The organism is Niallia sp. NCCP-28 (genome assembly GCF_023168165.1).
Classification (GTDB): domain Bacteria; phylum Bacillota; class Bacilli; order Bacillales; family Cytobacillaceae; genus Niallia.
In genome coordinates this window covers 711,461-731,849 of the sequence record NZ_BQYJ01000002.1, presented here as the reverse complement: position 1 = coordinate 731,849, position 20,389 = coordinate 711,461, and the positions used below count along the sequence as shown (strand labels likewise).

At 36.4% G+C, this 20,389-nt stretch carries 20 protein-coding genes and 1 riboswitch; of the genes, 6 read left to right on the top strand and 14 right to left on the bottom strand.

What is annotated here, in order from left to right; all coding sequences use genetic code 11:
• The first annotated feature begins 7 nt into the window (after positions 1-7).
• From NCCP28_RS08070 to NCCP28_RS08060, 3 genes are read left to right on the top strand one after another with little or no spacing between them, the layout of a single operon-like run.
• A complete protein-coding gene (locus tag NCCP28_RS08070) occupies positions 8-661 on the top strand; it encodes an ABC transporter permease (RefSeq protein ID WP_248560879.1) in 654 nt (217 codons plus the stop codon).
• Positions 662-672: 11 nt separating this feature from the next.
• Positions 673-1,593, top strand: coding sequence for an osmoprotectant ABC transporter substrate-binding protein (locus NCCP28_RS08065; RefSeq protein WP_248560878.1), 921 nt, complete (start codon positions 673-675; stop codon positions 1,591-1,593).
• A gap of 14 nt (positions 1,594-1,607) precedes the next feature.
• A complete protein-coding gene (locus NCCP28_RS08060) occupies positions 1,608-2,273 on the top strand; it encodes an ABC transporter permease (RefSeq protein WP_248560877.1) in 666 nt (221 codons plus the stop codon).
• A gap of 315 nt (positions 2,274-2,588) precedes the next feature.
• Here the strand turns inward: NCCP28_RS08060 and NCCP28_RS08055 are convergent, their stop codons facing one another.
• A complete protein-coding gene (locus NCCP28_RS08055) occupies positions 2,589-2,747 on the bottom strand; it encodes a YitT family protein (RefSeq protein WP_282579534.1) in 159 nt (52 codons plus the stop codon).
• 82 nt (positions 2,748-2,829) lie between these two features.
• Complete coding sequence (locus tag NCCP28_RS08050) at positions 2,830-3,849, bottom strand: asparaginase (protein WP_248560876.1); 1,020 nt, start codon at positions 3,847-3,849, stop codon at positions 2,830-2,832.
• Positions 3,850-4,036: 187 nt separating this feature from the next.
• On the opposite strand from NCCP28_RS08050, the gene NCCP28_RS08045 reads away from it, so the two are divergent.
• On the top strand, positions 4,037-4,354 hold the full coding sequence (locus NCCP28_RS08045) for a helix-turn-helix domain-containing protein (protein WP_248560875.1): 318 nt from the start codon (positions 4,037-4,039) through the stop codon (positions 4,352-4,354).
• Here NCCP28_RS08045 and NCCP28_RS08040 read toward each other — a convergent pair.
• From NCCP28_RS08040 to NCCP28_RS08030, 3 genes are all read right to left on the bottom strand, one after another.
• Positions 4,349-5,002: a M50 family metallopeptidase gene (locus NCCP28_RS08040; RefSeq protein ID WP_248560874.1), complete on the bottom strand. Its 654-nt coding sequence runs from the start codon at positions 5,000-5,002 to the stop codon at positions 4,349-4,351. The two genes, NCCP28_RS08045 and NCCP28_RS08040, sit on opposite strands and share 6 nt — an antisense overlap.
• A gap of 200 nt (positions 5,003-5,202) precedes the next feature.
• Positions 5,203-5,688, bottom strand: coding sequence for a nitroreductase family protein (locus NCCP28_RS08035; RefSeq protein WP_248560873.1), 486 nt, complete (start codon positions 5,686-5,688; stop codon positions 5,203-5,205).
• A gap of 79 nt (positions 5,689-5,767) precedes the next feature.
• A complete protein-coding gene (locus NCCP28_RS08030) occupies positions 5,768-6,919 on the bottom strand; it encodes a multidrug effflux MFS transporter (protein ID WP_248561131.1) in 1,152 nt (383 codons plus the stop codon).
• Positions 6,920-7,235: 316 nt separating this feature from the next.
• Between NCCP28_RS08030 and NCCP28_RS08025 the strand changes: the two genes are divergently transcribed.
• Positions 7,236-8,012, top strand: a complete 777-nt coding sequence (locus NCCP28_RS08025) for an acetoin reductase (RefSeq protein WP_248560872.1) — start codon at positions 7,236-7,238, stop codon at positions 8,010-8,012.
• A gap of 129 nt (positions 8,013-8,141) precedes the next feature.
• On the opposite strand, the gene NCCP28_RS08020 is transcribed toward NCCP28_RS08025, so the two are convergent.
• The 5 genes from NCCP28_RS08020 to NCCP28_RS08000 all read right to left on the bottom strand — a co-directional run bounded on the left by NCCP28_RS08020 (position 8,142) and on the right by NCCP28_RS08000 (position 14,036).
• Positions 8,142-9,968 carry an APC family permease gene (locus NCCP28_RS08020; protein ID WP_248560871.1) on the bottom strand — a complete coding sequence of 609 codons (1,827 nt, stop codon included), beginning with the start codon at positions 9,966-9,968 and terminating at the stop codon, positions 8,142-8,144.
• A 172-nt stretch (positions 9,969-10,140) separates the two neighbouring features.
• Positions 10,141-10,300: riboswitch (cyclic di-AMP (ydaO/yuaA leader) on the bottom strand.
• 266 nt (positions 10,301-10,566) lie between these two features.
• Positions 10,567-11,745, bottom strand: a complete 1,179-nt coding sequence (locus NCCP28_RS08015) for an NAD(P)/FAD-dependent oxidoreductase (RefSeq protein WP_248560870.1) — start codon at positions 11,743-11,745, stop codon at positions 10,567-10,569.
• A gap of 39 nt (positions 11,746-11,784) precedes the next feature.
• Positions 11,785-12,216, bottom strand: coding sequence for a DUF1641 domain-containing protein (locus NCCP28_RS08010; protein WP_248560869.1), 432 nt, complete (start codon positions 12,214-12,216; stop codon positions 11,785-11,787).
• Positions 12,217-12,611: 395 nt separating this feature from the next.
• Positions 12,612-12,905, bottom strand: coding sequence for a Dabb family protein (locus tag NCCP28_RS08005; RefSeq protein ID WP_248560868.1), 294 nt, complete (start codon positions 12,903-12,905; stop codon positions 12,612-12,614).
• 153 nt (positions 12,906-13,058) lie between these two features.
• Positions 13,059-14,036 (bottom strand): ring-cleaving dioxygenase, encoded by a 978-nt coding sequence (locus tag NCCP28_RS08000; RefSeq protein ID WP_248560867.1) that lies wholly within the window; start codon positions 14,034-14,036, stop codon positions 13,059-13,061.
• Positions 14,037-14,297: 261 nt separating this feature from the next.
• Between NCCP28_RS08000 and NCCP28_RS07995 the strand changes: the two genes are divergently transcribed.
• Positions 14,298-15,641, top strand: a complete 1,344-nt coding sequence (locus NCCP28_RS07995; protein ID WP_248560866.1) for an amino acid permease — start codon at positions 14,298-14,300, stop codon at positions 15,639-15,641.
• 257 nt (positions 15,642-15,898) lie between these two features.
• Here the strand turns inward: NCCP28_RS07995 and NCCP28_RS07990 are convergent, their stop codons facing one another.
• The 4 genes from NCCP28_RS07990 to NCCP28_RS07985 all read right to left on the bottom strand — a co-directional run bounded on the left by NCCP28_RS07990 (position 15,899) and on the right by NCCP28_RS07985 (position 20,368).
• Positions 15,899-18,571: a YhgE/Pip domain-containing protein gene (locus tag NCCP28_RS07990; RefSeq protein WP_248560865.1), complete on the bottom strand. Its 2,673-nt coding sequence runs from the start codon at positions 18,569-18,571 to the stop codon at positions 15,899-15,901.
• Positions 18,572-18,792: 221 nt separating this feature from the next.
• Entirely contained in the window at positions 18,793-18,921 is a 129-nt protein-coding gene (locus NCCP28_RS23590; protein ID WP_282579533.1) for a hypothetical protein, read from the bottom strand.
• A 221-nt stretch (positions 18,922-19,142) separates the two neighbouring features.
• A complete protein-coding gene (locus NCCP28_RS23770; RefSeq protein WP_375709376.1) occupies positions 19,143-19,256 on the bottom strand; it encodes a putative quinol monooxygenase in 114 nt (37 codons plus the stop codon).
• An 83-nt stretch (positions 19,257-19,339) separates the two neighbouring features.
• Positions 19,340-20,368 carry an NADH:flavin oxidoreductase/NADH oxidase gene (locus NCCP28_RS07985; protein ID WP_248560864.1) on the bottom strand — a complete coding sequence of 343 codons (1,029 nt, stop codon included), beginning with the start codon at positions 20,366-20,368 and terminating at the stop codon, positions 19,340-19,342.
• Positions 20,369-20,389: the final 21 nt, after the last annotated feature.

Genomic DNA, 20,389 nt, shown 5'->3' with positions numbered 1-20,389 from the left:
TGAAAATATGACTACACTAATTGAATTTCTGCAAACAAATTGGCTGGAAACATTATATAAGACATGGGAACATTTATATATTAGTTTAATTGCTGTTTTATTAGGCATATTGGTAGCAATTCCCCTTGGCATTGTACTGACCCGCATGAAAAAAGGTGCAGGTTTTGTAATTGGGTTTGTAAATATTGTTCAAACCTTTCCTAGTTTAGCAGTGCTTGCCTTTTTTATACCCTTTTTAGGTGTTGGCAAACTACCTGCCATTGTTGCTTTATTCTTCTATTCAGTATTGCCGATTTTGCGCAATACCTATACCGGCATTAAAGGTGTAAATCCAAATCTTTTGGAATCCGGAAAAGGTCTTGGCATGTCCAACTGGGAAAGAATATTTTTGGTTGAACTGCCCTTATCTCTTCCCGTCATTATGGCAGGGATAAGAACATCTTCTGTGTATTTGATCGGATGGGCAACATTAGCTTCCTTTATTGGCGGCGGCGGATTAGGGGATTATATTTTTATCGGGTTAAATCTATATCAGCCAGCCTATATTATTTTTGGGGCTGTACCTGTGACAATTATGGCCGTTTTAATAGATTATCTATTCGCAAAGATTGAAAAAAAAGTAACACCTACAGGCATCAGAGGGATAAAGGAAACTATTTAAGGAGTGGAAACATGAAATCGAAAATAACAGCAAAAGTACGGATTGTAGGCATTTTTATTTTCCTTATGTTATTAAGCGGTTGTTCCCTTCCTGGATTAAGCTCATCTTCGGAAGACACAATCAAAATTGGTGCACAAAGCATGACCGAATCAGAAATTATTGCAAATATGATTAGTCAGCTCCTCGAACGAAACACCAGCTATAATACGACAATAATAAAAAATCTCGGCAGCAATTTTGTCCAACAAAAAGCCATGGAAAGCGGAGATGTTGATATTGCAGCAACACGTTATACTGGTACAGATTTAACTAGTGTGCTTGGTCAAAAGGTGGAAAAAAATCCAGAAATAGCATTAAAAATAGTGCAAGAACAATTCCATAAGCAGTATGGCTACAAATTTTTTGATTCTTACGGATTTGAAAATACATATGCATTCACTGTTACAAAAAAACTCGCTCAAGAGAATCATTATGAAAAAATCTCTGATTTGAAAAAGGATGCTAATAATCTAAATCTTGGTGTCGATAATGCTTGGTTAAAAAGAGAAGGTGACGGATATGAAGGATTTGTCAATGCATATGGATTTGAATTTGGCAATACCTATCCTATGCAAATAGGACTTGTGTATGATGCAGTTAAAAACGGAAAAATGGATATTGTGTTAGCCTATTCTTCTGATGGGCGCATTAAAGCATATGATTTGCAGCTTTTAGAAGATGACAAAAACTTTTTTCCGCCATATGATTGTGCGCCGGTAGTAAATGAAGAGATTCTAGGAAAGTATCCTGAGATTGAAGCACAGCTGCAAAAACTAGTTGGAACCATTACAACAGAAAAAATGCAAGAATTAAATTATGAAGTAGATGGCAATTTAAAAGAGCCTTCCGTTGTAGCGAAAGAATTTTTACAAGAAAATCATTATTTTGATTAAAAGGAGGTATTGTAATGGAAGTATTACAGCAGTTAGGAACATACTACAGTCAAAATGGGGCATATGTTCTGCATGAATTTTACCGTCATTTTTTAATGTCCATTTACGGTGTATTGTTTGCCAGCATTATCGCTATTCCTCTTGGAATCTTTATTGCGAAATATCGCAAGTTAAGTTCTTGGATATTCTCTGTTACCAATGTCATCCAGACCATTCCTGCTCTTGCCATGCTTGCTATTTTAATGCTTGTAATGGGGCTTGGCACAAATACCGTCATTGTCTCTTTATTTCTTTATTCTCTGCTCCCCATTATCCGCAATACTTATGTAGGTATAATAAGCATTGAACACGCTTATTTAGAATCGGGAAAAGCGATGGGAATGACAAAATCCCAGGTATTATGGATGGTTGAACTCCCGTTATCATTGTCAGTTATAATGGCAGGATTGCGAACAGCTTTAGTTATCGCTATTGGCATTACCGCTGTTGGAACATTTGTTGGGGCCGGCGGACTGGGAGATATTATTATTCGAGGCACGAATGCAACAAATGGAACAGCCATTATTCTAGCAGGAGCAATCCCGACCGCCCTAATGGCAGTAATCGCTGACTTGGCACTCGGATTCCTTGAGAAAATATTATCACCTGTCAAGGCGAAAAAAATGCCGCAATTGCAGTAATGCAAAATGATGCCGTCAGCCTGAATATTTGACAAAATAGACTTTGTCTGCACTCTGGAAGGGGCTGTTAAACTATCCTGTTGACTTCCCCTCCAGGCGTTCCAATCAACAAAGTGTCAAAATTAATCATAAGCATTAACATAGCATTTTTTAAAATCAAATGACAAAAAACCATCTTTTCTTGTAAAATAAATAGAAACCAAAAATCAGGCGAGGAAAAACAAATTGTTTTTCCTCGCCTGATTTTATTTTAGGACTTATTAGACAGCACCTTTTATATGTTTCATCATGCAATAATTTTCTCCATTTTATTCCTCATCTGAAACCTGTTCCAATTACTTCATTTAATGCGTGATAAATTGTTTTTACCCCAAATTGAAATTCTAAAAAAATAAACCCAACAATAAATAAAAGAATATTCAATAAAAATATTACCACACCAAGGGAAAGGTTCGGAAAAAAGGCATGAAGCAAAATGATTTGTCTCCATAAAAAAATGAATATTTGCAGCAATTAAAATACGCTTGTATGCAATAACAATAAATTTCCGATATATTTAGTTTCCTTTATCATTTATTTTTTCCCAATCAACAGATAAATCCGAAGCTATTGGCTTTTCCATCCATTGCTTTACTTGCTTTCTATCCGTTGTTTTGCCTAATATCCACATTAACTTTGCAACAATTGCTTCCGTATTCATATCAGCAGATAGAATAACATCATACTGTGCCACTTTTCTGCCAACCTCATATAAATATAAGTCTTGTCCTTCTTCTAAGCATTGAGTAGAAATCGTCACAGCCACTCCTGCATGCACTAATTCCTGCAATTTCGGCAATAAATTTCGTTCTTCAAAAGGCAGTCCTCCATTTCCAAAGCTCTCAATAATGACCCCCTTATAAACGGTTTTCAGATAATCAAAGATTTCTGGTTTTGTGCCGGGATGAAGCTTTAATAGAAAAACATCTGGACAAAGGCTTGTATCAACTGTCAAATTGCCTCTGTTTGTTTGACTTGGCTTCCAATAATAATGGATTGTTTTTTCTTGAATAGAAGCCACATATGGGTGATTAATGCTTTCAAAGGCATCATAGCTTTTGGTTCTCATTTTCACAGCTCTTGTGCCCATAATCACCCTGCCATCAAAAACTACAAACACACCGCCGATATCTTCCATCGCAAAACGAATACTATCTGATACATTCTTTTTGGCATCTGTTTGCTTAAAGCTGATTGGAACTTGTGATCCTGTAATAACAACCGGTTTATTTAAATGTTGCAGCATATAGCTTAAAGCAGCAGAAGTATAGGCCAATGTATCCGTTCCATGTGTGATGACAAATCCATCATACTGCTCATAATTTTCAGCAATTGCCCGAGCCATTATCGTCCAATGCTCTGGTTGCATATTGGTGCTGTCTCGATTCATGAGGATTTTGCATGTTACATCAACTGTATGAGAGTCCTCATCAAAATATTGCAGCAGCTCTTCAGCCGATAGTCCTGGAACTAACCCTTCTTCTCCTTCTACAGATGCAATTGTTCCTCCTGTAGCGAGCAATAATAATTTTTTCATCTACTTCCTCCTGTTTCACAAACAACAAATGTATGCGAATCGCGTTTTATTTAGTTGTATTATAGTACCGTTCCTATAAATAAAGCAATACTTGTATTCAAAACGCGTACTTTTTTCTTTTAAAAAAGATTTTTCCGTGCTATACTTCTGATTAATATATAACATTAATTAACGGGAGTGGATATTATTGCTGAAAACATTGCAAGAACTTAGAAAAAGTAAAAACTGGTCCCAACAGGAAACTGCCGATATGCTTGGAATTGCCAAAAGTACATATGCTGGCTATGAATCAGGCTATCGGGAACCCTCATTGCGTGCATTAATGCAAATTGCAGACTTATTTAATGTCTCTGTTGACTATATTTTAAATCGAACCTCTCCTGCTTCTTCCATAGAATTAACAGCACTAGGAACCATTCTTTTAACAATAGACCAGCAGCCAGTATCAGAAGATGAACTCAAAAACCTTATTGCCTTTACAAGGGTAAAAAGAAATCTATCATAAAAAAATAAGATAAACAAAATACAAAGCTTGTCCTAAAAAAAGGAATCCCCAAATAAAAGCAGGTATTTTTGTTGTTGCTGCAAGCGCGGTGGCATCTCCAGCGTTTTTGCTCTGCTTGATGCTTAACCGAAAAACAATAAATGCCGTCCAGACAGACTGCACTAAAACAACACAGCTTAAAAAAATGCTGACATGCTGTAAAATCACTGGCTTATCATAATAAAATATCCAAAAGTTAAAACCCAAAAAGGATATAGTCCAAAATAAACCGTATAAATTTCTCACCCATAACACAAGGGATATGCAAGCAACACAAGCAAAGATAAAAAGGATGGCAATGTAATGCTCTTTCTTTAGCAAATAAAACAAACCATATGCTGTTACCGAAGATCCCGTATATCCCATATAAGCAATAAAGATGCGCCCAATCCATGAACCCGTCTGTGTTAAAGCTGTTCCAGAAGCATCTCTATTCAAGTTAATTTTATGCACCAGCCTAAATTTCCGCCCCGAAATGATTGCTGCAACTACATGCCAAACTTCATGAATCAATGTATTAACTATTGCAATATATCTTCCTACAATAGGAAGGAAAGAGCAGACTGCTGCTATAATGATATAAAAATATACTAATTCCCATTTTTCCATTCTATCTCCTCAAATCTTTTTATCCTTGTCTCCATCTTAATACACAAATATGAAAAATATGTGAAAGTAAATCAGCGTAATAAAAATGTTTAGTTATTTTCACTATTTCCTTTTCTCTTTCTTTTTAACATGCAAAATGGAGCTATAAACACTCCTTTCTTTAAAGAGAATGTTTACAGCTCCATTATAGATAGCTTTTATTATTTTAAATGTTTGATTTTTAGATCAATCGATGTTCTTTCCTTCACTTCTTTCATTTCTTCTGGAATTCCAGCAGCAATCACGCCCACTATATCATAATCTGCCGGCACTTGCAGAACTTGTTTTCCTTTTGGAGAAGCTCCAGCAGAGCTCCAAAATGTTCCTACACCATTTTCCCATGCAAGAAGCATAAAGTTTTGCACAAAACAGGCAACAGCCGCAAGGTTTTCCTCTCTTTCTAACTCATTTCTGCCTTTATGGCTCAATACTGCAAAAAGTACAGGCGCATTCCCAAAATTCAACTTATGGTTTAACGCAGCTCTTGTTTCAGGACCAATAAAAACAATTTCCCAAGGTTCTGTCAGTTTATGGTTTGGTGCATACGTAGCAGTCTGCAGCCATTGTTTCACTTTTTCTCCATCAATGCTCTCTTCTTTAAATTTCTTAATTGTACGGCGATTTTTAATAATTTCTGAAATATTCATTCTTTTTCCTCCTTTAATCTATGCATCTATTATATTGGCATACATAAAACTTATACAAAAGATACCAATTATCCTGCTTTTATTTATTTCTTAATAAAAGATAAAAAGTCATTGCACAAAGGCCTGCTCCTAGTATAACACTAGTCATGGATAAAGGGGATTCATTGCCTAAAAGCCCCACAAGTGGAGACACCAAACCGCCCATTAATAAACTTAACACACCAAGCAAAGCAGACGCGCTTCCTGCATTTTTTCCTTGTGTCTGCATCGCCAGCGAAAATCCTGTTGTTGTTACTACACCAACGCTTGATACAACAAAAAATAATGGAACTAAATGCCATAATAATCCTGCATTCAAAAGACTTGCACTTACTAAAAAAATGCCGCTGACTACATTTATCATAAGACCAATGACAAACAACCTTTTCTCTGCCACTTTTCCTGCAATGCGTCCTGTAATTTGCGTTGCCAGCACAATGCCAAGACCATTCACTGCAAAAATCAGGCTATATACTTGTGGAGAAGCGCCAAATATATCTTGTACCACAAATGGTGAACCAGATATGTAAGAAAACATGCTTGCCATAACAAACCCTTGAGCTAGCGCATATCCCAAAAAAACACGATCTGCCAAAATTCGTTTAAATGTCAATAATGTATTGCCTAAACCGCCAGGCACTCTTTTTTCTGCTGATAATGTTTCAGGCAAATAAAATCGGACGGAAATAAACATTATTAATCCAATTAATGATAACAAGATAAAAATGCCTTGCCATGTGCCAAATCGCAGAAATTGCCCTCCCAATACCGGAGCCAAAATCGGAGCAGCTCCATTTACTAAAGCAATGAGCGCAAAAAATTTCGTTAATTCTGTTCCACTATATAAATCCCTTACGACTGCTCTAGAAATAACAATTCCAGCAGACCCAGCAATCCCTTGCAGCAATCGCAAGAAAATGAAGGCGTAAATAGAAGGACTGAATACACATAACAAAGATGTGATCATATAAAGAATCAGCCCAACAAGCAAGGGCCAACGTCTGCCAATACTATCACTTAATGGACCTGCCACTAATTGCCCCCCTGCCAGACCAATCAGAAAAAAAGATAAACTAAGCTGAGCTAGACCGCTTGTTGTATGAAACTCTGCTGCCAATGATGGCAATGCTGGCAAATACATATCAATAGATAAAGGGCCAAAAGCAGCAAGAGACCCTAAAATTAAAATCATTGATAGCCGATTATGCTTCTGCTCTGCTACAAGTGATGTACTTTTCACGAACCAATTACCCTCTCTTCTCTAGATAAATTTTATTTTATTATCATACATTACTAGTTCCGAAATTTCTATGCAAAAACAAGTAGGCCGTTTCAAAAGCTCTTTTTCCTTCCTACTTCTCCTCCTTTATAAATTCTAATTGCCGTCTGCTAGATTAGACTGCACAAAAAAATTTTTCTCAAATTATAAAAAGTAGACTTGTTTACTATAGGAAGAAAAGGGTACATAAAAAGTAGAAAAAAGTCTCTCGATAGAAAGGTTGATATGTATGAACAAAAATAAAGTTGCCATCATTACAGGATCCGGACAAGGAATCGGCAAAGGAATTGCAGAACGCCTAGGCAAAGATGGATTCACCGTTGTTATCAGTGATGTAAATGAAGAAAGCGCTAATAGGACATCTCTGGAATTAATCGAAAAAGGAATAGAAAGCAGTGCTTTTGTTGCCGACGTCAGCAAAAAAGAAGATTTAGTTTCCTTAGTGGATCAAACAGCAGAAAAATATGGAAAAGTAGATGTATTTGTCAATAATGCAGGCATTGATCAAGTTGACTCCATTTTAAATATAACAGAAGAAGATTTGCAGAGAATTTTTCAAGTCAATGTATTTGGCACATTATTCGGTATTCAAGCTGCAGCAGTTCAAATGAAAAAACAAGGTACAGGCGGCAAAATCATTAATGCATGCAGTATTGCAGGACATCGGGCCTATAGTTTATTAGGTGCCTATTCTGCGACAAAATTCGCTGTAAAAGCATGGACACAAACGGCAGCACAGGAGTTGGCTTCCTCTAAAGTCACTGTAAATGCTTATTGTCCTGGCATTGTCGGCACAAGCATGTGGGACCGTATTGATGAAGGAATGGTGGAATATATGAGACTTGAAAAAGGGCAGGCGTTTGAAAAATTTTCAGAAGGAATCACTTTAGGTAGAACTCAAGAACCGGCTGATGTAGCCAACTTCGTTTCCTATTTGGCATCTCCTGATTCTGATTATATGACAGGACAAGCAGTATTAATTGATGGAGGTATACTTTTTGGCTAAATAATTTTTTAGAATCATCTTTACTGTCAAAAGCAACCGAGTTTGTCATCCATATAAACCTCTCCCCAAATACACAAAAACCCCCGAATTTCTTTTTGTGAAGGAATTCGGAGTTTTTTGCATTTGCACCTATTTTTTTAAATGATATGGCACAGTAGTAACAATAACATTTCTGCGATAAAGCAAATGTGCTTTCAGCAGCAGGCTTGATTGATTGTGCAAAATATTATGCCAGCTTTTTTTTGTAATAAACTGGGGAACAATAACAGTAACGCTATTTTGATGCTCCTCCCCCTTTTCTTCAATTACATCAATAAATCTTCTTAATGGACGGATTAAGCTTCTATATTGCGAATGAAGCGTCACTAAACGAATATCTGGCCGGTAGACATTCCACTTTTCTTCCATTTTCTTCTCGCTTTCCCGATCAAATGCCACATATACTGCTATTACAGTATCTCCTACTGTCTCAGCATATGCCAAAGAATTTTCCACCACTTTTGTAATGCCTGCAACAGGAAGGATGACAATATTGCCTTTCATTTTCTCGCGACAATATGCTCCCTCAATGCGCAATTGATTCGCGACATCTTTATAATGGCTATTTATTTTATGAAAAACAAATACAATAATCGGCAAAAATATAAATACTGGCCAAACTTGCAAAAACTTTGTTGTAAACAAAATGATTAATACCGTAAATGTGATGAGCGCACCGATTAGATTAATGCTTAATTTCAGCTGCCAGCCTGGCGGTTTTTCTTTTGCCCACTTTCTGATCATGCCGCTTTGGGATAAAGTAAACGGAATAAACACTCCCACTGCATATAATGGAATAAGCATTTCTGTATGTCCACCAAAAATGATAATCAGCAAAATAGAAGCTGCTCCTAATGTAACAATACCGTTGGAATAGCCCAGCCGATCTCCGCGAATAGTAAAAATTCTAGGCATGTATTTATCTGCTGCCAAATTTACTGCAAGCAGCGGAAATGCCGCAAACCCTGTATTTGCTGCCAATACCAAAATAAGGGCTGTTGTAACTTGAATAAAATAATAAAATAAGTTTCTTCCAAAAATGGCAGAAGCAATCTGCGACACTACTGTTTCTTCTGCTTTCGGAGATATGCCATACCAAAAAGCTAAAAACGTTATCCCAGAAAATAATACAGCAAGAATAATTCCCATCATCGTCAGCGTGCGAACCGCATTTTTTGCACTTGGTTCTTTAAAACTTGGAACTGCATTAGAAATAGCTTCTACACCTGTTAAGGCAGAACATCCAGAAGAAAAAGCCTTTAACAATAAAAATAGGCTTATTCCAGGAACCGCTGTACCAATTGGTGTATGCAAGCTTTGAGGCACGTGGCCATTAAGCACATCCAAAAGTCCTTTCCCCAGCAAAATAATTAAAGCCAGCACAAATAAATAAACAGGATAGGCAAGAATAGAAGCGGATTCTGTAACTCCCCTTAAATTTAATATCGTAATAAATAAAACAAGCAAACAGGCAATCGGAACATTGTATCCATGTAAATTAGGAAATGCAGAGGTGATGGCATCCGTTCCTGCAGAAATACTAACTGCAACGGTTAAAATATAATCAACCAGCAAAGACCCTCCAGCAATCAGCCCTGCATTTTCTCCAATATTTTTTTTAGAAACAATATACGCTCCCCCACCTTTTGGATAGGCATAAATGATTTGTCGATAAGATAAAATCAAAGCAGTCAAGAGTACTAAAATCCCGACAGCAATTGGAATGGAATACCAATAAGCCAGAAACCCTATACCTGCAAGCACAATTAAAATTTGTTCAGTACCATAAGCAACAGATGACAGCGCATCAGATGACAAAATCGCCAATGCTTTCAATTTATTTATTTTTTGATCTCCTAACTCCCTTGTTTTTAGCGGCTTTCCGATTACAATTCTTTTAACAACCGATCTATTCACAAAATTTCCTCCAGTTACTAGATAAAAATTTTTCCTTCTTAATCTATTAAGAATTATTAGTATGTGCAATCTCCTAAATTCCTTAAGAAAAAATTTTTTTATTTTTAGACACGACAAAAAAACCACAGAGGAAAATCTCCGCGGCCTTTGAATTGCATGATGGCAGAGTCACTTCCCCTCTCTAAAACGCTTGCGGAGTTAGCTGTCGGATTCGGGCAGCAAGAGAGTTTGCCCTACCTTTTTTAAAAGGATTCACCCCACGTGCAAAACATTGCACGAATATAATTGGTTCCCCCGCTCCATACGGAATACAGATTAAGCGATAAAGAAATATATTTATTATGGAATGATCATACTCCTTGCCCTTTTGAAAGTAAAGGTAATAAAAAGCGAAAAAAGGATCATAAATCAGAAAAAAAGGTGATAAAAGCTTATTTACATGGCATAAGTTGAGCAATTCTCATTATTTCATGAAAAATCTACTATTTTGCTCAAATCATCAAGGAAAAAGAAGATAAATCGGACAGGAAAACATTGTGCAGAAAAAAAAAGCCATTCAAGTGCTAGACAAGCACCTGAATGGCTTCTTAAATATGGATTAATAAGCTAAGCTGAATAATCCTTTAATATGTGTTAAGTAGCGAACATTACTTGCTTCTTTCATTAAAGTAGCAGGTAATCCTTTAAGCGGTGTGTTGCTTCCGCCTACGATTGCCACACCATCTTTGCGTCCAAGGCTAGCAAGTGTTCCTGAATTAACTGGGCTGAATGTTTCTTGTGTTTTGCCTTCAAGATATGCAAACAAGTTGTAGCCAATCAATTCACCCATTTGCCAAGCGATTTGTGCAGTTGGCGGGTATGGACGACCATCTGCTGCAAAGTATACAGCACTGTCTCCAGCAACAAATACTTCAGGATGGGATGTAGATTGCAAGAAATCATTTACTGTTGCACGACCACGGTTTACTTCTAAACCAGATGCGCCAACAAGTGGATTTCCTTGTACTCCGCCAGTCCATACAAATGTATTTGTAATAATTTTTTGTCCATCTTTTAAATCTACTACGTTTCCAGCAACATTCGTTACAGCTAGACCCGTTAAGAAGGTTACGCCGCGTGCTTCTAAACTTTGAGTAGCACGTTGAATTAAATCATCTGGAAGAACAGGAAGAATTTTTGGACCTGCTTCTACTAGCAATAATTTAATTTCTTTATAGTCGACGCCATATTTTTTTGTCATTGCAGGCAAGATGTCAGCAAGTTCGCCAACAAGCTCAACACCAGTTAAGCCGCCTCCGCCGATTAAGATAGTAGCATCTTCAGCCTTTTTCGTTTTTGAATATTCGCGAATGCGATCTTCCACATGACGGAAGATTTTATTTGCTTCTTCAGCAGATTTTAATGTCATGCTGTTTTCTTCTAATCCTGGAATTCCGAAGTATGCAGTAATGCTTCCTAATGCGACAACTAGTGCATCATAAGTAAGTTTAGTGCCGTCTGCCAATACTACTTCTTTATTATCTACAGAAAAAGATTCTACTGTTGCAATTTTTAAATCAATGTCTTTCCCTTTAAGCAATTTCTCAAGAGGCATTGCAACCGCTTGCTCAGAAATATTTCCAGCTGCAAGACGATGCAATTCCGTAATAATTTGGTGTGTTGAGAATTTGTTGATCACAGTCACTTTAGCTTGTTCTTTTGAATAATATTTGCGTACATTTTGAGCTGCTAAAAGTCCACCATAACCAGCACCTAAAATAACAATATGTTTTGACATAGTATATCCTCCGTCCTTATTCCTAATCAAAAATAATGCTTATTTTTGTTGTTTTTCTCGTTCTGACATAATTTGTAAATAACTTTGTGCAAAGCGGAATAATTTTTGTGCTTGTGGATCTTTTAATAGTTTTAATAAACCAAATAAACCGATTGTTTCATTGCTCTGTTCTGCACGATCTTTTGCTTCAATAGCAGTTGCTGCAATTCCTTTAGCTGAATGGACAACTGGCTCCATCATTTCTGTTACTGCATGAACTGCATCGCTTTTAAATACTTCATCATTAGCTAATCCTTGTGCAAAATCATACGACTTTGTTAAAACATTTACTATTTCTGTTAATTTAGGAAGTTGCTCTACTAATGTTGTTAAAGACTCTTGCACTTCTGGTTTCAGAAGCTGATCTAACAAATCTTGGCTAGTTGTTGCTGTCAGTTGCTTTTCACTTGCTTGCGTAGTTGTTTCTGACATAACTGATTCTCCTTTACTATAAGCGAGTAAGCTTATATGAGTTTTGTTTAAATTGCCAAACTATTGTGATTTTATGCACAATAGTTTGCAAAATAAATATAAAATTTTATATAAATACCGGCGAAAATAAGGATTTTTTAGTTCTGGCAATAATAGGACAAAAAGAATTATACCAAACTATTAAACAGAACCATTATATTATCCTCTGTTTTAATCCCTTTAATATAATACCACTTTTTTATGAAAAATAAATGTGAGAATGACAAATTTTTAGAGATTTTTTAAGTAATTATGAACTTAATCACAGTTCATAGCACTTTCGTCAATTTTTATATACTGGTTTTGCCATTCTCAACAATTTTTTTGCAAATAGCATTCTTCATTTTTATATGCTGTCAAATTTCAATATCAGCCACAATGCTGTCCACTCTGCCAACTTCCCGAATATACGCTGCCACTGCCTGATGCTCAGGATTTGGTCCATACAGTTCCAGCGCATGCCGATCTTCAAAACGCACCTTTAGCAATACCTGATATTCAGAACTGCTAGCAGCAAAGTTTAGCCCAGCTTGCAAATCGACAATCCCCATTATTTTATTGCGCAAAGCTCGAAATCTTTTTATAACTTCTTGAAGTTGATCCTCTGTTGTTGTTTCGCCAAATTTAACTAGAACAATATGATCTATCATACATTGACCTCTTTCTGTTTGCTTTATTTATCTTTATATTTTAACGAATTATTGATATTCCAGCAAACTTAATATGTTTTCTTTATTTTTTCATAGTCTTATCCTAAAAAAGAGAACCTTCTCAAGTATAAGCAGAAGGTTCTCTTTTCACTGTTATTCTTTTGTAAATGCAGTAGTACTTCTTACCGTCTCTATTGGGCGAACCAACTGCTCAATAGATTCTCGCTTGCCTTCTAAAAATGGAGGAAGCGATAGTTTTTCACCAAGTGTTTCATATGGTTCATCCCCCATAAAACCAGGGCCATCTGTAGCAAATTCAAACAAAATTTGAGGAGCCACTCGCGCATATAAAGATTGAAAAAAATGTCTGTCTACATATCCTGATGTTTGAAAACCAAAGTTCTCCATACGGCTAATCCAATTATTTAATGCATCTTGGTCCTCTACTCGAAATGCCGCATGGTGAACAGTGCCGAACCCTTGACGTGCTTGAGGAAGAACTGCATTATGCTCTACGATGATTTGTGCACCATTTCCCCCTTCACCCACTTCAAATAAATGAAAAGATTCTTCATTAGCTATTTCTTTAAATTCGAGCACTTTTTCAAGCATTTCTTTAAAATAATCATAATTAGCAATGCGAATAAACACTGGCCCTAACCCAGTAATCGCATATTCCAATGGAATAGGCCCATTTTGCCAAGGAGTTCCTGTTGCTACTCCATGGTTATGTTCATCAGAAATTAATTGATACGATTGTTCATCAAAATCAACAAATGATAAAACTTTTTTGCCAAATTGTTCAGAGATACCCTCATGAGCCACTCCTAAGCGGTCAAAGCGTTTCTTCCAATAATTTATTGCTTCATCTGTTGGCACGCGAAAAGATGTTTTAGCAATTTCATTTGTGCCGTGCACTCCTTTTGGAATATTAGGAAAATCAAAAAATGTCATATCTGTTCCAGGACTGCCTATGTCATCTGCGAAAAACAAATGATATGTTTGGATATCATCTTGATTGACTGTTTTTTTCACCAAACGCATTCCTAATACAAATGTAAAAAACTCATAATTTTTTTCTGCACTGCTTGTTATCGCGGTTATATGATGTACTCCTTTTAATCCATTCATTTCACTTTTCCTCCATCCTATTTTTTCCTTTTTAATAAAAAGCCATATATCTATTGATTTTTATATTATTTCAATTTAAAACATTTTCAATTCGAGATAAATATATCATTCCCCTTCTTTTCTGTCAATTATGTGAATTAACACTCTACAGGCCAACTTTATGCAGGGCGATATTTTCCTTATTTTATCTTTTTACATAAAATTCACTTTTAAACACATACTACGTGTTGATATGTGTTTATTTTCAGAAAGGGGTTACAAATGAAAAAACAATCAAAGGCAAATGGATCTCAAGAAACAGGCAGCCTTTCCTGGTGGCAACTATCATTAATAGGTGTTGGCTGCACCATTGGCACTGGCTACTTCTTAGGATCAGGCATCGGCATAAAAGAAACAGGAGCTTCAATTATATTTTCTTTTATTATTGCAGCTCTTGGCACTTATATTGTTTTTAATCTACTAGCAAAAATGACGGCAGCAGATCCGCAGGAAGGCTCTTTTTGCTATTATGCAAACAAAGCTTTTGGTCCATGGGCAGGATTTAGCTGCGGCTGGAATTATTGGAGTTCCAACATTTTAATCATGGGCAGCCAACTTACAGCACTTGCACTGCTTTCCCAATTTTGGTTTCCAAAAGTTCCTCTTTGGATTTTCGCCTGCATCTATGCCGTTTTATCGATTTTTGTTGTTTTCTTAGGCACAAAAGGTTTTGATCGAGTTGAAAATTATTTGGCAGTAATGAAAACAGCAGCGATTATTATGTTTATTTTATTAGCAGCTGCTGCACTTTTTGGCTGGTTTAAAACAAGCGGTCATAAACCAGCGTTTCCAAATTCTACTCAAGACTTTTTTCCTAATGGCTGGAAAGGTTTTTGGACATCCTTGCTATATGCCTTTTATGCATATGGAGGAATTGAAGTAATCGGTCTTATGGCCATGCAATTAAAAAAGAAAGAAGATGCGCCAAAAGCAGGTACTAATATGCTGATTATTCTAATGATTATTTATGTTCTTTCATTAGGATTAGCTGTTGTGCTTGCTCCTCTTCATTCATTTACAGAAAAAGAAAGTCCGTTTGTTACTGCTTTGTCCGATTATCATTTGAATTTTTTTCCTCATGTATTTAACGGAGCGATTATTATCGCTGGTTTTTCTACGATGACCGCTTCGTTATTTGGGGTGACAAATCTTCTTGTAACACTAGCTAAAGATGGAGATGCCCCAAAATTATTTGAGAAAAAGTTAAATAAATTCAATAGCCTCCCATTACCTTCTCTTCTATTGGGAGCAGTTGGCTTATTTGCTTCAGTTGTAGCAGCACTTGTTTTGCCTGGAAAAATATTTGAATATATTACAACTGCTGCTGGCATTCTGCTCTTATATAACTGGGCATTTATTCTTTTTTCCTCTTTTAAAGTATTAAAAACAACTTTTTGGGATAAAACAAAAGCTTCTGTCGGCATATTTCTTATTATCGCAGCCATTAGTGGAACCATTATAGAAAAAGGAATTAGAATTGGTTTTTTTGTCAGTCTTATATTTATCATTATTCTCGCCGTTGCTACGCTTATCGTTGGTCACAAAAGAAAACAGACAGCAGGATAAAGAGATACTTTAATCAGTGGGAGGCTGTGCTGCCCCCATTGATTGCTCCTTTGGCGAAAGATGACACAGACGCTCCCATAGGATATGAGTATTAAAAGTCTGTTTTCTTTTCTATCAAGCTTTTGCTAAGCAAGTTTCTACTTATCTAATTTTCTTGTTTCCTTTCCTTTTCTCTCCTTCTCTCGAAATGCAGGTCAAAAACCCTGCTAAATAGAGATAAACTCAGCTTGTCCTACTTTACAGGGCAAGCTGAGTTTTTAGTGGATAATTTTGCTTTCCTTTGCCTTTTTGGCAAAACTCGTCATTATATTGTGAAGCGGTCCCTTTAATATGGACCCGAAAATCAATGTTGCAAAGAAAAATAAAGCTAAACAAAATAAAGCTTCTTTTACAGTAGCAGGAATCATTCCCCCAACAGCTTCCCTTAATATGCTAATTGCATAGGTGAATGGCAAAAACGGATAAATGGATTGGAAAAAAGGCGGAGTTACTTGCATAGGAAATGTGCCACCAGATCCAGATAGTTGAACCACTAATAAACAAATGGCCAATGCTTTGCCTACATTGCCAAATACAGATACAAGGGAATAAACAATGGTCATAAACACAGCACTTATCAATATGCTAAAAAGGATAAAATAAAATGGACTTGCCACATATGCATGCAGCAAATAAATATCTCCTAATGCCACAATCAGCGCCTGAACAAAGCCAATTGTCATAAATAACAGCAGTCTTCCAAAATAAATATGCATGCTGCCATATAATCCTTCTGGGTCTTCGACATCTAATCGAAGCAATGATACTAGCAGCAAGCCTCCAACCCATAAACAAAGGGTTGTATAAAAAGGTGACATTCCTGATCCATAATTAGGGATTGGAAAAATTTTTTGTTCTTTTAATTCAACTGGTTCTGCTAAAAAATCGCTTTCTTTTTTTATATCATTTTTCAATAATGCAATGATTTCCTTTGTATTATGCTTTTGATGGAATTGGCGAATTTTATTTGCTGATGTGCTGACGGCATCCTCTAATTCTGGCAGATCTGTTTTCACAAGGTTTGCTACTTTATGGACCATTTCTTCTAATTCAGGAAGCCTATGCCGGACAAAATCAGCTAGCTGGTGTATCTCTATTTCGACTCCAGGCAATTCTTTTCTTATAAAATCCCCCGCTTCATGTATCTTCGTTTCTACATTTGGATAGTCTTTCTCTAAAAAGGACATGACAGTTTCTGCTTCAGCTATAAAATATTGAAGCTTCTCTTTAATTTCTTCCGTTTGACTATCGACCAGTTTGGCAATCTCTGAGAAATCCTGCTGCAATTGACTTACCTTCTCTTGTCCTTGCTGCAAATCATTCACTGCATTTGGTAAATCTGTATAAAAGCTTGGCATATTCTTCTGCAGCAGTTCCAGCTTTCCTAGTTCTTTTTCCGCCTTTTTTTGCAGATTTTCTATTTCCTGTTTCATATAATTCCCTATCTCTTCATCATAACGTTGAAGCATATTTGTTATATCTTGATTTGCTGCATTAGATAAATGCTCTAGCTTATCAATCTCTGCCTGATCTATTGTTGTTTCATTAAGAAGTGCAGTTGCCATTTTTTTTTGTTCAATAAATGTTTCCTCCACCCCGCTCAGTTCTTCAGTAATTTGGGTCAATTCTCCAGATTTTTCAGATGATAACATAACTAGAGTCTGTTCGATTCTCTGTAGACTTACACTAGCAGAATTTGCATCTTTCTCTATTTCATAAAGAATCGCTTCTTTATCTTTTATTTGCTTATCTGTAGTTTTAGCTATAGCCCCCAGTAATATCCCGTTATTGGCTGCTTGTTTTATAAAAGACAAATTAAGCTTTATTAAAGGATGAACAGCAGTTGCTGCGGAATTTGTCTCATCCACATATTCCAATAACTGTGTTCCCTTTGCTTCACTGTCTTCTGCTAGCTGCTCTAAATTAGGAAGTGCCTTCCATCCAGCACTTATCGACTTTTCAGCTAAACTAGCTTTAGCTATTGTTCCTTCCATCAGAGAAAGGATAGGTTCAATCCGAGCTTTCACCTGTCGTATATCCTTTATTGCTGATTGTATTTCAGGCATATGGCTTCTAAGGGAAAGCAATTCTGTTCTAATCTCATCGATGCTTTCTAGTTTTGATTCCAGCTTTAGAATAAACTGTCCAGCTTGGATTATCTCTGGCAGCCTTTTTTCTAATTCCAATACTTTTGCTGCTTTTTTTTCCATGCTAGGAAGTTTTTTTTCAAAAGCAAGCGCTTGATGGCCTGCCCTTTCGATTTGAGGTAAATAGTTTTCTAGTTCAAAGATGCGATTCTCTGCATGGCGTAAAGTTGGCAGTTCTTTTTCTAGCTTAATGCCTATCTGATTAAAGGCCGTAAGGGTCGCTAAGCTTGTTGATCTTACAACACTTTTATTCATTTCTTCAATTATCCCAGTAGCCCCTTTTCCAGTAATTTTTGGAGCAATTGCATTCACTTTTTCATTTACTTGATAAATAATGTTTGCTTGTTTTGGTGCTTCTTCTACTATTGTTGCAATGCGAGCAGAAAAATTTTGGGGAATAAAAACACTTGCATAAAATGTTCCATCGTATACTCCTTTTTCCGCTGTTTTTTTATCGACAAACACCCAATTTAATTGCTTATTTTTCTTTAAATGAGCCACTAATTCCTCTCCTACGCGCAGCTTTTTATTTATTTCGCTGTTAAAAATCTCTCCACCTGCATCTTCATTTACAACTGCTACCTTTAAAGCAGCTGTATTGCTGTACGGATCCCACATCGCAAGCAAATTAATCCATGCATATAAAGAGGGAAGAATCATAAGCCCAACAATTAATAGAAGGGCAACAGGAGCTTTAAAAATATTAATCCAATCGGTTATGTATATTCGCATAATTTTCTTCAATTTTTTTACCCCTTTTGTATGAACAGTAGAGGTTAGTTTTCCCATTATGCCCTTTTTTCATGTTAATAGTTTTACCGCCATTATTTTTTAGAGCTCACAAAAACCTATTCCCTTATTTTTGCAAGCTCTATTTATCGTCTAACATACATACCTCCATCTTGCTCCTCCAATTTCACTCTATCAGCAAATATGCTGCTGCAGATTATAATACAACTTTTGATTCAATCTTTTGTGATTTTTTTTGTAGATTGAAGTTTTTTCCATTCTGCCTCATTAATAATTCCTAAATACTTAAAAACATAAGAATACGCTTCAACTTTTTTTTGGATGCGTCCATTTTTCTTCATCATTTATCCCTCCTGCTATATAATATTAACCAAAGTCAAAAAAGTTTCCTTAACGCAAAAAAAAAAAAAAGACAGACTATCTGCTTTCGATAATCTGTCTTAAAAAATTAAGCAAGTACTGCCAATTTAAATACTTGTTTGCTTTCTATTAATGCTTCGGCATTCTGTTTGTATGCCAGATAATGCTCTGTTTCATTAGGAAGTTTAATCGCTTCTTCATCGGCTCACTTTTCATAAAACACAAAAACATCGTCATTATTTAAAGATTTAAGAAACACATAACCCAACCAGCCTTTTTCTTCACGAGAAAGATATGCCATTTTTTGCATTTTTTTCACAGCTCAGTCTCCTTGCCTGCATGTGCTTTTAAAATAGCGGTAACAGTAATAGCCATGCCTTGCTTTCTCCTCCTGCTTAATCCTTATTTAGGAAATGCTGCTGCATATTGTTTTGGCACTGGTGTTTCTTTTTTCAGCTGTGCAGCTGCTTCAATTGCCCAGTAAGGATTTCTCAGCATGCCTCGGCCTACTGCAACTAAATCTGCATCTTCATTGCCAATCACTGCATTTGCAACAGCTGCATCTTCTAAATTTCCAACAGCGATAACTGGCACATCTAATGTTTTTTTATATATGCGAGCTAAAGGAACTTGGTAGCCTGCATGATTTTCTGGTCTTCTTGTCGCAGAGAGCGGTCCTTCTCCACCTGAACTTACATGGAAAATATCAACGCCAGCTTTTTGATATTTTTTCGCAAATTCCACACTATCTTCCACTGTATAGCCGCCCTCTGCATATTCTGTTGCAGAAATACGGAAAATTAACGGCATGTTTTCTGGCATCACACTTTTTGCCGCCTCAATAATTTCCATGCCAAACCTTGTGCGATTTTGGCCATACTCATCATTTCTTTTATTTGTAAGCGGCGAATGGAATTGATGAATTAAGTAGCCATGTGCTCCATGTAATTCAATTACATCCACACCAGCTTTTAATGCACGTTCTACGCCTTGGCGAAATTTTACAACCATTTCTTTTACTTCTTCTGTAGATAATTCTTTCGGCATTTTTGATTTTTCATCAAAAGCTATCGGTGAAGAAGAAACAGGAACTTCTGCATCTTCCGCTTTTCTTCCAGCATGAGCAATTTGAATGCCTACTTTTGCGCCATGTGCATGACATGCATCAACAATGCGAGCTAATGCTGGAATTTGCTCATCACTCCATATCCCTAAATCATAATCACTAATGCGTCCATCTGGATCTACATCTGTCATTTCAATAATAATTAAGCTTGCTCCGCCAATTGCACGGCTTACATAATGATTATAATGCCAGTCGTTCGCAATTCCATCCTTATTCTCAACAGAATATTGGCACATAGGGGGCATTACCACACGGTTTTTTAATTCTAATCCTTTGAATGAAAAAGAGGTAAATAAATTGGTCATTTTTTATTCCTTCTTCCTTTT